At 67.6% G+C, this 11,737-nt stretch carries 6 protein-coding genes; 4 read left to right on the plus strand and 2 right to left on the minus strand.

The features are described 5' to 3' along the window. Nucleotides 1-107: 107 nt before the first annotated feature. Complete coding sequence (locus KGA65_RS18685) at nucleotides 108-6,140, plus strand: alpha-2-macroglobulin family protein (protein WP_225864626.1); 6,033 nt, start codon at nucleotides 108-110, stop codon at nucleotides 6,138-6,140. Nucleotides 6,141-6,159: 19 nt separating this feature from the next. Further along, nucleotides 6,160-8,595: a penicillin-binding protein 1C gene (pbpC, locus tag KGA65_RS18690; RefSeq protein WP_225864627.1), complete on the plus strand. Its 2,436-nt coding sequence runs from the start codon at nucleotides 6,160-6,162 to the stop codon at nucleotides 8,593-8,595. A gap of 118 nt (nucleotides 8,596-8,713) precedes the next feature. On the opposite strand, the gene KGA65_RS18695 is transcribed toward pbpC, so the two are convergent. Next, nucleotides 8,714-10,198: a P-loop ATPase, Sll1717 family gene (locus KGA65_RS18695; RefSeq protein ID WP_225864628.1), complete on the minus strand. Its 1,485-nt coding sequence runs from the start codon at nucleotides 10,196-10,198 to the stop codon at nucleotides 8,714-8,716. Between the two features lie 389 nt (nucleotides 10,199-10,587). After that, a complete protein-coding gene (locus KGA65_RS18700) occupies nucleotides 10,588-10,935 on the minus strand; it encodes a low molecular weight protein tyrosine phosphatase family protein (RefSeq protein WP_225864629.1) in 348 nt (115 codons plus the stop codon). On the opposite strand from KGA65_RS18700, the gene KGA65_RS18705 reads away from it, so the two are divergent. Both KGA65_RS18705 and KGA65_RS18710 read left to right on the plus strand, forming a co-directional pair. Continuing rightward, nucleotides 10,934-11,311, plus strand: a complete 378-nt coding sequence (locus KGA65_RS18705; protein ID WP_225864630.1) for a VOC family protein — start codon at nucleotides 10,934-10,936, stop codon at nucleotides 11,309-11,311. The two genes, KGA65_RS18700 and KGA65_RS18705, sit on opposite strands and share 2 nt — an antisense overlap. 65 nt (nucleotides 11,312-11,376) lie before the next feature. After that, complete coding sequence (locus KGA65_RS18710; RefSeq protein WP_310740991.1) at nucleotides 11,377-11,655, plus strand: class I SAM-dependent methyltransferase; 279 nt, start codon at nucleotides 11,377-11,379, stop codon at nucleotides 11,653-11,655. The last annotated feature ends 82 nt before the right edge of the window (nucleotides 11,656-11,737 follow it).

An 11,737-nucleotide genomic window follows, 5' to 3' on the forward strand; every position in this document is an offset into this window, starting at 1 on the left:
CTGATTCCTCCGACGGGACATCCCCCAATTGGGGAGGGCACCCAGGGTGAGGGTGCCTGCGTCAGCACACCTGGGAATAATGCCCGCCATCACAGTGGGGGAGAGCCATGCTCAAGCAGGCCAACGAACAGGTCGGGCGCGCGTTCGCGCAGGTGGCACGCTGGCTGGGCCAGGCGGGGCGGGCGGCGGCGCCCGTGGCGCGCCAGGTGCTGGGGCAGTGGGCCCCGCCGGCCTGGGCGCAGGCGGCCGGGCGGGGCCTGGGCCGGCTGGGCGGCCTGCTGCAGGCCCATGCCCTGCTCACCCTGGTGGTGGCGGCGCTGGCCGGGGCGGCCGTGTGGCAGGCCCCGCACATCGCCCAGCGCTGGCGCGCCTGGGCCCCGGCCTGGATGAACCTGGGCCTGCTGGGCGACGACCTGGGCGCGGCCACGGTGACCGTGCAGCTGCAGCCGCCCGGCGCGCCGGACTACCGCAACAACGGCGGCCCGCAGCCCCTGGTGCTCAGCTTCAGCGCGCCGGCCGCGCCGCCGTTGCGCATCGGCAAGGAGCCCACCGATGTCCGCCTCTCGCCCGAGGTGGCCGGCCAGTGGAAGTGGGTGGACGCCAGCACCCTGCGCTTCGAGCCCCAGGGTCACTGGCCCATCGGCGAGCACTACACCCTCAAGCTCGGCCGCAAGAGCCTGGCCCCGCATGTGGCGCTCAAGGAGCGCCAATACGAATTCGACGCCGCCGGCTTCACCATGAACGTCGGCTCGGCCGAGTTCTACCAGGACCCGGTGCAGGCCGGCTTGCGCCGCGTGGTCATGACGCTGGACTTCAACCACCCGGTGGACGCCAAGGCGCTGGAAAGCCGCATCCACCTGGACGACGGCAGCGAGCGCAAGTTCAGCGTGAGCTACGACGCCCAGCGCCTGCAGGCCACCGTGCAGTCCGAGCCGCTGGCCATTCCCGCGCAGACGGTGGCCATGCAGATCACCATCGACAAGGGCGTGGGCGCCCAGCGCGGCGGCCCGGGCACGCCCGCGCCGGTGGTCAAGTCGGTCGATGTGCCAGGGCTCTACAGCCTGGCCATCAGCGAGATCAGCACCGCCGTGGTCAGCAACGACGCCGGCGACCCCGAGCACGTGCTGCACCTGGGCGCCAGCATGGCCGTGCACGAGCGCGAGTACGCCCGCACTGTGCAGGCCTGGATGCTGCCCGTGTCCGACAAGGACGGCGGTGAGCCCTTCGCCTGGAGCGACCCGGCCGAGGTGACGCCGGCTGTGCTCCAGCGCGCCAAGCCCATGAAGCTCGACCCCATCGCCAGCGAGCGCGAGGTGACCGAGGCCGCATCCTTCCGCCTGCCCCAGGCCGAAGGCGGGCGCTTCCTCTTCGTCAAGGTGGCCAAGGGCATGAAGTCGCCCGGCGGCTACCTGCTGGGCAGCGACCGGCTGGAGATCCTGCAGATCAAGACCTTCGCGCCCGAGCTGTCCATCATGAGCCGCGGCTCGCTGCTGGCCCTGTCCGGCGAGAAGAAGCTGCCCCTGCTGGTGCGCGACCTGCCGGGCGTGAAGATCGACATCGCCCGCGTGCTGCCGCAGCAGCTGCACCTGCTGGTCAGCCAGGCCGATGGCAACTTCAGCCAGCCGCAGTTCTACGGCCGCGTGAACGACGACACCCTGGCCGAGCACTTCGAGCGCGAGATCCCGCTCAAGCTCAAGCCCGGCAAGTCCCACTACGAAACGGTGGACTTTGCCGAGTACCTGCAGGCCGGCGGCGAGCGCCGCGGCGTCTTCCTGCTCAAGGTGCAGGGCTACGACCCGGCCGCCAAGCGCGGCCCCGCCACCGGCGGTGACGAGGGCGATGCCAGCGCCATGGCCGGCGGCGAAGGTGAAGGCGAGGGCTGCTGCGAGGGCGATGCCGAAGCCGCGCAGGTCGACCCCACCACCATCCACGACCAGCGCCTGGTCATCGTCACCGACCTGGGCCTGATCGCCAAGCGCGCGGCCGACGGCACGCGCGACGTCTTTGTGCAGTCCATCGCCAGCGGCCAGCCGGTGGGGGGCGCGCGCATCGAGGTGTGGGGCCGCAACGGCCTGGTGCTGGCCAACGCCAGCACCGACGCCAGCGGCCACGCCCGCCTGCCCAACCTCAACGGCTACACCCGCGAGAAAACCCCCGTGCTGCTGCTGGCCCGCAAGGACGGTGACCTCAGCTTCCTGCCCATGGGCGGCGCGGCCAGCCTGGGCCGCGGCGAGCGCACGCTGGACATGTCGCGCTTCGACGTGGGCGGCCTGCACACCAGCGGCGTGCCCAACCAGATGACGGCCTTCCTCTTCAGCGACCGCGGCATCTACCGCCCCGGTGACACGCTGCACGTGGGCATCGCCGTCAAGGCGTCCAACTGGGCCACCTCGCTCAAGGACCTGCCGGTCGAGGCCGAGATCATCGACCCGCGCGGCCTGAGCGTGCGCCGCGAGACCCTGCGCCTGGGCCCGGCCGGCACCGCCGAGCTGGCCCACAGCACGCAGGACAGCTCGCCCACCGGCAACTACACCGTCAACCTCAGCCTGCCGCGCCAGACCAGCGCCAACGCGCCGGACGTGCCGCCGCTGCTCATCGGCTCCACCACCGTCAAGGTGCAGGAATTCCTGCCCGACCGCACCAAGGTCAGCGCCCACCTCTCCACCGAGGTGGCCGAAGGCTGGGTGAAGCCCGACGACCTGAAGCTGCAGGTGCATGTGGAAAACCTCTTCGGCACCCCGGCGCAGAACCGCCGCGTGGAAAGCCGGCTCACCCTCACCCCCACCTGGCCGCGCTTTCGCAGCCTGCCCGACTACAGCTTCTACGACCCCAGCGTGAACCGCCGTTCGCAGATGGACGACCTGGGCGCCGTGCAGACCGACGACAAGGGCAACGCCGAGGTGGACCTGCGCCTCGCGCGCTTCGAAGCCGCCACCTACCAGGCCCATGTGCTGGTCAAGGCCTTCGAGCCCGAAGGCGGCCGCAGTGTGGCTGCCGAAGTGCAGAGCCTGGTGAGCGACCAACCCTGGCTGGTGGGCGTGAAGACCCCCGACCCGCTGGACTACATCGCCCGCAACGCCAAGCGCGAGATCCAGCTCATCGCCATCGACCCCAAGGCCCGGAAGATCGCCGTGCCCGGCCTGAAGCTGGTGCGGGTGGAGCACAAGGTGCTGTCGGTGCTGGTCAAGCAGAACAACGGCCTGTACCGCTATGAGAGCCGCGCCAAGGACGTGACGCTGGACGAGCAGCCGCTGGCCATTGCCGCGGCCGGCAGCAAGGTGGCGCTCAACACCGGCGCGCCCGGCAACTTCGCGCTGGAAGTGCGCAACGCCCAAGGCCAGGTGCTCAACCGCGTGCAGTACACCGTGGCGGGCCGCGCCAACCTCAGCCGCTCGATGGACCGCAACGCCGAGCTGCAGATCAAGCTCAACAAGAAGAGCTACGAGCCTGGCGAGACCATCGACCTGGCCATCCAGGCGCCCTACACCGGCGCCGGCCTCATCACCATCGAGCGTGACAAGGTCTACGCCCACGCCTGGTTCAAGGCCGACCAGACCGCCAGCGTGCAGCACATCGCCCTGCCCAAGGACTTCGAGGGCAACGGCTATGTGAACGTGCAGTTCGTGCGCGACCCGTCCTCCGACGAGATCTACACCAGCCCGCTGTCCTACGGCGCCGTGCCCTTTGCCACCGGGCTGGACCGCCGCACCGCCAAGATCAGGCTGGACGCGCCCGCCCTGGCCAAGCCCGGCGACACCCTGAAGATGACCCTGCACAGCGACAAGCCGGCGCGGGCCTTCGTCTTCGCGGTGGACGAGGGCATCCTGCAGGTGGCGCGCTACACCACGCCCGATCCGCTCAAGCACTTCTTCCAGAAGCGCGCGCTGGAGGTGAGCACCCTGCAGACCCTGGACCTGGTGCTGCCCGAGTTTCGCAAGCTCATGCAGAGCGCCGCCCCCGGCGGCGACGGCGAGGGCGAGGCCGGCAAGCACCTCAACCCCTTCAAGCGCAAGCGCGACAAGCCGGTGGCCTACTGGTCCGGCCTGGTGGACGTGAACGGCGAGAAGACCTTCAGCTACACCCTGCCCGACACCTTCAACGGCGCCGTGCGGGTGATGGCCGTGGTCGTCAGCGACGAGGCCGTGGCCTCGGCCACCACCACCAGCACCGTGCGCGGCGACATCGTGCTGCTGCCCACCGTGCCCACCTCGCTCGCCCCGGGCGACACGGTGGACATCGGCGTGGGCGTGGCCAACAACATCGCCGGCTCCGGCAAGGACGCCCCCATCCGCCTGGCCCTGGCCGTGGGCAAGGGGCTGGAGGTGGTGGGCGACGCCGCGCAGACCGTCAAGGTCAGCGAAAAGGGCGAGGCCACCACCGTCTTCCACCTGCGCGCCAAGCCCGGTGCGCAGGCCGTGCTGGGCTCGGCCAGCGTGGCCTTCACCGCCACGTCCGGCAAGGCCAGCGCCAAGCTCAGCACCGACCTGAGCGTGCGCCCCGCCTCGGCCCTGGTGACCCTGGTGCAAAGCGGCACCGCCGTGGGCGCGGGCGAGCTCAAGTCCCAGCTGGACGCCTACCCCGCCTTCGCCCGCAGCGACCTGGCCGTGTCGGCCACGCCCTGGGCCTTTGCCTCCGGCCTCATCCGCTACCTGGACGGCTACCCCTACGGCTGCACCGAACAGCTGGTCAGCCAGACCCTGCCCTCCGTGGTGCTGGCCGCCCAGCCCGAGCTGGCCAAGGAGCTCAACAAGAGCCGCGCCGCGCTGGGCCAGACGGCCTTCAGCCCGCAGCAGGCGCTGCAGCGCACGCTGACCCAGTTGCGTGCCCGCCAGACGGCCGACGGCGGCTTTGCCATGTGGCCGGGCGGCACCGCCGATGACTTTGCCAGCACCTACGCCCTGCAGCTGCTGCTGGAAGCCAAGGACCGCCAGCTGACCGTGCCGCCGGACATGGTCAGCAAGGCCACCGTCTACCTGCAAAGCCGCCTGGGCCATGGCGACACCAGCAGCGCCTTCAGCTGGCGCACCCGCGCGCAGATGGCCTACCTGCTCACCCGCCAGGGCGTGCTGGTGCCCGCCGCGCTGGCCAACCTGCGCCAAGCCCAGCAGGCCGCCCTGCAGCGCGACAAGGCCAGCCCCCTGGCCACCGACCTGGGCGCGGCCTACCTGGCCGCCGCCTTCGCGCTGCAAAAGCAGGACGCCACCGCCCAGGCCCTGATGGCCCCGGTGTGGAGCGACCTGCAGCAGCGCGTGGCCCGCAAGCAGCCTCTCAACCGCTGGGACTATTACTACGACCCGCTGGTGCACGACAGCACGCTCATCCTGCTGGGGGCGCGCCACTTCCCCAAGCTGCTGGCCAGCCTGCCGGTGGAAAGCTGGAGCCGCCTGGCCGCCATGATCGGCGAGGGCTGGTACAGCACCCAGTCCTCGGCCACCACCATCCTGGCGGTGGACGCCTACGCCCGCGCCGCCGCCGCGTCGGCCGGCGGCAGCGTCACGGCCCAGGCGGTGGACAAGGCCGGCAAGAGCCTGGCCCTGCCGCTCACCGGCGAGCTGCGCAGCCTGCAGCAGGCTGCCGTGCCCAATGGCACCGCCAAGCTCAAGCTGTCCAACCCCGGCAACCTGCCGCTCTATTACGGCTGGGCCGAAACCGGCTACGAGCGCAACCTGCCCGACACCGCCGTCACCCACGGCCTGGAAATCACCCAGGCCATCCTGGACGAGAAGGGCAACGCCATCAGCGAAGCCCGCATCGGCCAGGAAGTGACGGTGCGCCTGACCGTGCGCGCCCTGGACCGCGACAGCGCCCGCCAGGTCGTGCTGGTCAACGTGCTGCCCAGCGGGCTGGAGCCGGTGTTGAACAGCGGCAGCAGCGACGACGAAGCGCCCGACACCCCGCTGTGGCAACGCCGCGTGGGCGGCAGCGGCAGCTGGAGCCTGAGCTACGTGGACATCCGCGAAGACCGGCTCATCTTCTTCGGCGACGTGGGCCGCAACGTGCAGGACATCAGCTTCAAGGCCCGGGCCACCAACGTCGGCCAGTTCGCCCTGCCCGCGGCCTATGCCGAAGCCATGTACGAGCGCCGCGTCTACGGCCGCTCGGCGGCGGGCCGCTTCAATGTGGCGCCGCTGGGCAAGTAAGGGCCCGGGCCCCGGGTGGATGGCGCGGTGGCCGCGGTGGGCCGCCCGCGCCGCCACCGGCCTGGGCCTGCTGCTGGCGCTGCTGCTCACCCTGCGCCTGTGGCCGCACGCGCCCCTGCGCGAACAGCTGGCCCTGTCCACCCCGCTGTACGACCGCCACGGCAGCCTGCTGCGCCTGACCCTGGCGCCCGACGAGCAGTACCGCCTGTGGACCCCGCTGGACGCCATCGCCCCGCCCCTGGTGCAGGCCACCCTGCTCTATGAGGACCGCGGCTTCTGGTGGCACCCCGGCGTGGACCCGGCTGCCCTGGCCCGCAGCGCCTGGCAGATGGCCCGCGGCGGCCGCCGTCAGGGCGGCTCCACCCTCACCATGCAGCTGGCCCGCCGGCTCTATCACCTGGACAGCAGCAGCCCCGGCGGCAAGCTGCAGCAAATGGCCGCTGCCCTGTGGCTGGAAGCCCGTTACGGCAAGCGCGAGCTGCTGGAGGCCTACCTCAACACCGCGCCCTACGGCAGCAACATCGAAGGCGCCGGCGCCGCCAGCCTCGTCTACTTCCACCACGACGCCGCCCACCTCACCCTGCCCGAAGCGCTGACCCTGGCCGTCATCCCCCAGCACCCCGGCCAGCGCGTGGCCGCCGGCCGCACAGGCACGCCCACCACGGCCGCCAGCGCCGCCCCCAACCCCGCGCTGGAAGCCGCCCGCCAGCGCCTGTGGGCGCTCTGGCGCGCGCGCCACCCCGGCGAGGCCGACGCCCACCTGCCCCCGCTGGCCGCCCTCAGCCGCGGCCAGCTGCCCTTCGAAGCCCCGCACCTTACCGACATGCTGCTGGCCCAGGCCCGCCAGGCCAGCGCGCGCGACAACCCCGTGCTGGAAGCCGACGGCAGCATCCACACCACGCTGGACCTGCCCATGCAGCGCACCCTGGAACGCGTGATGGCCGCCTACCTCAAAGGCCGGGCCGGCGTGGGCATCCGCAACGCCAGCGCCCTGCTGCTGGACGCATCCACCATGCAAGTGCGCGCCGTCGTCGGCTCGGCCAACTACCGGGACGAAGCCATCGCCGGCCAGGTCAACGGCACCCTGGGCAAGCGCTCGCCCGGCTCCACCCTCAAGCCCTTCATCTACGCCCTGGGGCTGGACCAGGGCCTGCTGCACCCCCGCACCCTGCTGAAGGACGCGCCCACCGCCTTCGGCCCCTTCACGCCCGAGAACTTCGACGGCCAGTTCATGGGCCCCGTGGCCGCGCAGGACGCGCTCATCCGCAGTCGCAACATCCCCGCCGTCGCCCTGGCGGCGCGGCTCACCCAGCCCAACCTCTACCAGTTCCTGCAGCTCAACCACATCAGCCGGCTGGAAAGCGAAGCCCACTACGGCCTGGCCCTGGTGCTGGGTGGCGGGGAGGTGACGCCCGAAGAACTGGCCCGCCTCTACGCCCTGCTGCCCAACGGCGGCGTGGCCCGCCCGCTGAGCTACCTGCGCCCGCCGCCGCAAGGCCCCCGCGCCGCGCCGCCTGAAGAAGCCGCCGCCCCGCCGCGCCTGCTCAGCCCCGAAGCCGCCTTCATCACCCTGGACATGCTGCGCCAGACGCCCCGGCCCGACACCGGCGCCCCCGCCCAGCCCGCCATCGCCTGGAAGACGGGCACGTCGTGGGGCTTTCGGGATGCGTGGACGGCCGGCGTCTTCGGCCGCCATGTGCTGGTGGTGTGGGTGGGCGAATTTGACGGCAGCGGCAACCCCGCCTTCATCGGCATTGACGCCGCGGCCCCGCTCTTTCTGCGCATGGTGGACGCGCTGCGCGCTCAGCGCCTGGACCCGGGCGAACTGCCCCAGCCCCAGCCCGCCAATCTGCGCCGCGTGGAGGTGTGCACCAGCACCGGCGCCCCGCCGGACGCCCTGTGCCCCGCGCGCACCACCACCTGGTTCATCGCCGGCAAATCGCCCATCCAGCCCAGCCACCTGCACCGCGCCCTGTGGGTGGACGCGCAAACCGGCCAGGTGCTGTGCGGCCCCCAGGCCGCCAGCGCCCCGCATGCCAAAGAAGTGGTGGTGGAACAGTGGGGCAGCGACATGCAGCGCCTGTTCAAACAAGCCGGCCTGCCCCGCCGCACCCTGGACGACAGCGCCTGCCGCCACGGCGGCAGCTCAGCCGGCAGCACCCTCGGACCAGTGCCCGACGCCACCGGCGCCGACGCACCCACCATCACCTCGCCCCTGCGCGCCGTGCGCTACCTGCTCAACCCCCGCAAGCCCCAGCCCCTACTGCTGCGCGCCGACGCCGCGGCCGGCGTCAAAACCCTGTACTGGTTTGCCAACGACAGCCTGCTGGGCCGCACCGCCCCCGGCGAAAGCCTGCCCTGGCTGCCCCCCCAACCCGGCGACTACAGCCTGCGGGTGGTGGATGAGGTGGGAAGGGTGGACGTGAGGGGGGTGAGGGTAGAGGGGCAGGATTGACTTCGGCGAGGTCGATCAAGATCATTTCCGCTTCTGTAAGTTGCCTGCCGACCCGCTTTCTGATGGGCGTTCCAAACCAAATATCTTTGACGCGCAGTCGGTATGGGGCACGCTCCAATTAGGACCGTGAGTTGATCGTCTGCTCAGCGTCGTCTGAGCTTGCTCCCGCTTTATTTCGGATACGTTCAACTGTACCGACAGCCCGTCTAAAGCACGGATGTATCTGCACCTCTTCGAAGCGAGGTTCGTGCCGACCTTGGTACGAGTACACCGTTTTGCTTCCACCTTCTCCGCCCTGAACAAAATCTCCTATGAATCCGATTTCATACAAGACCTGCAGCAACTTGGGAACGTCGGTCGCATCTACTATTTCGTTGAACCACGCGGAATTCAGCGTTACCTCTGTTAGAACCTTGAGTAACATCTCATCGACTTCAGATCGCTTCAAGTGGTACTTGACCCTGAAGAAATTTGTCTTCCAGTAAGCAAATACGTCGACCAATCCTGGGTATTGGTTTGAATATTCGGAGCAAAGGTCGTCAAGTTTCCACTCGGAATAGCTTAGCTCTGATTGTTTTAAAGCCTCGTCGCTTGGTTGATCGGAATCAACGGATTCGGTGTAGTATCTGGATAATTGGATTAGTTCACGTGGTCGGCCAAGTGTTCTCTCATATAGCCAGTTGTCGCTATTGCTTGTCCCGATCGTGTGAGGGAAAACCGTGTAGAGGGGGGAGTTTAATCTTGAAAGTCCGATCAACTCCCTGTTGAAATTAATTCTTTCGCACAATATGGACATCAGATCATTCTTGTCCCATCGTAAGCGTTCGATATTTCTGTACTTGTCCGAGTGTTGTGTTTTTGTGATGAGGATTGAGTAGACGTCTTCTCGCAGGAAAACGCATAGGAACATGTTGCGACTAAGCGAGGCCAAGTAATTTACTGCGGAAAGAAGACCTAGTAGGAGATTGTTCGCTGCTTCGCTGTTATTCCATCCCAAGTCCAGGTCATCGATCAGTACAACGAATTTCGCACCATCCTCTGCGATTGCACGGAAGTGGTGCTCCAGGGCATCCACATCGGCGACATTACGAAGCTCGCGCTCCAAAGCAAGCCCGAAATCCCCTAGTTCTCCTACCTTCGCTTTAATCTTTGTGAGAACATCCGATATATTCTCCACAAGGTCCTTTGACGTGCGATTTAGATCTACGCTGATCTGTCGTGCGAACTCTAGGCTGCTCTTCGCATATCGTCCCTTTGCGCAATGGCCTACCACGCAGAGGCAATCCAATAGTATCTGACGAATCCACGTGTGTTGAAAGAATATCTCTTGGCCGAATCCTCCGGAAATATCCTTGTCATTCAGAATGTTTCGGATGGAGTTGAACTTGGGGGAAAGATTGATGACGTGGGTGTTTTCTTCTGAATTGAAGGTCTCTTCTAGTTTCTTTCTCACTGCACTCTTGCCAGATCCCTTTCGCCCGACAATCATATTTTTCTGACGGTCGCGTAGTCTCTGGAATGCGGTTGATTCGACGAAGTAACGAAGAAGGTATGGGTCCTTTTCGGCGCTATCGTCGCCCCAATTAATGTTTGAGAGATTCATGGGGGTGATTTGAAATGGTTTTATTGCGATTGGGTGTGGGGTCAATGCTGACGCGCGGGGTGCGTGCGTCGACGATTTGGCGGATGCATGGCAATGGCACGCAGTACCACCGCGCCCACGCCGACCGAGGCGGTGGCAATGGCGGTGGCGGTTTGCCAGTTCAGCAGGGGTTTGGATGGCGGCTCTGCCGCAGGGGCCGCAGCGGGGGCGGCCAAAGAGTTTTCTTCTGTCATGCCCGGGTTTCCCAACGGGCCGAGTTTGCGCGTGTGTCGATTTGCAAACGAGGGGCGGCATCCTCTCTCGGGAGGATGATTCACCCAGCGACTGTCAGGGTTTCCTTTTGGCGGTGCCGGGGTGTTCTGTGAACGCGGCCGCCAGCCGGCGTGGCGTCAGCCCTTCGGCAGATGCCGCGTCACCCTGGCCCGCAGCAGCGCCACCAGCGCCGGGTCCATGTAGCGGTAACGGTCTGGAATGCCCAGGCACACCACCGTCTTGCCGGTCAGCTGCGGGCGAAAGCGCGCCTTCAGCCGCGCCTGGTGGTCGCGCTCCATCACAAAGATCAGGTCGGCCCAATCCACCAGTTCCGCCGTCAGCGGGTTTTCGGCGTCATGGTTCAGGCCGGCCGACAGGCATTCCACGCCCGGCGCGTCGGCAAACACCGCCTCGGCGGTGGGGCTGCGCCACTGGTTGCGGCTGCAGATGAAAAGGACGCGGGTGGGGGCACACTGCGGGCTCATGCTCCACCATCTTTCCATCGCGGTGTCCAACCTGCAACTCAGCGGCGCCTTCTACGACGCCGCGCTGGGCGCCCTGGGCTACCGGCGTGTGTTTGAAGACGACACGGCCATTGGCTACGGGGTGGAGGACGGCAAGGACAAGCTCTGCCTGAAGCTGCGCACGCCGGTCATCGCGCCGGGGCCGGGCTTTCATGTGGCGTTTGCGGCGCCCAGCCGTGCGGCGGTGGACCGCTTCCACGCGGCCGCGCTGGCGGTGGCCGGCCAGTGCAACGGCGCGCCGGGCCTGCGGCCACACTACGGGCCAAACTACTACGCGGCCTTTCTCATCGACCCGGATGGGCATGCCATCGAGGCGGTGATCAATGAGGCAATTTGACCGTTGGCGTCACCGCACACAGCACCTTGGCGCTTTGGCGTAGCCCTCAACCTCAGGGGATAGAGATGTCATCCTTTTCAGACCCAAAGGCCATTGCCGGCTATGCGGAAAACGCAATGCGCCGCGTCCCCGGGCTGGTGGACGTACACCGTATGGCGGCAGTGCTATTGGCTGAAAGCACACCTCCCGAGGGGCGGGTGCTGGTCGTTGGCGCGGGTGGTGGAATGGAGCTCAAATTCTTCGCTGAGTCATTCCCAGGCTGGCACTTTGATGGCGTCGACCCCTCCGCCGAAATGCTGGGCGTTCTCAAATCTGAAGTGCAACACCCCACCCGGGTTGCTTGATCAGTGGACTGTAGCCTGATGGGCTTGGGCCAAGCCGCGCATGAGTTCTGCGAAGACCTGAATGGGGCTGCGCCAGTTCAGG

It is taken from the genome of Ideonella benzenivorans (assembly GCF_020387415.1).
GTDB classification, from domain to species: domain Bacteria; phylum Pseudomonadota; class Gammaproteobacteria; order Burkholderiales; family Burkholderiaceae_C; genus Ideonella; species Ideonella benzenivorans.

What these genes read in the sequence shown, in the direction of transcription:
- pbpC (WP_225864627.1), top strand. Translation starts at nt 6,160, where the DNA reads ATGGCGCGGTGGCCGCGGTGGGCCGCCCGCGCCGCCACCGGCCTGGGC.
- KGA65_RS18705 (WP_225864630.1), top strand. Translation starts at nt 10,934, where the DNA reads ATGCTCCACCATCTTTCCATCGCGGTGTCCAACCTGCAACTCAGCGGC.
- KGA65_RS18710 (WP_310740991.1), top strand. Translation starts at nt 11,377, where the DNA reads ATGTCATCCTTTTCAGACCCAAAGGCCATTGCCGGCTATGCGGAAAAC.
- KGA65_RS18700 (WP_225864629.1), bottom strand. Translation starts at nt 10,935, where the DNA reads ATGAGCCCGCAGTGTGCCCCCACCCGCGTCCTTTTCATCTGCAGCCGC.
- KGA65_RS18695 (WP_225864628.1), bottom strand. Translation starts at nt 10,198, where the DNA reads ATGAATCTCTCAAACATTAATTGGGGCGACGATAGCGCCGAAAAGGAC.
- KGA65_RS18685 (WP_225864626.1), top strand. Translation starts at nt 108, where the DNA reads ATGCTCAAGCAGGCCAACGAACAGGTCGGGCGCGCGTTCGCGCAGGTG.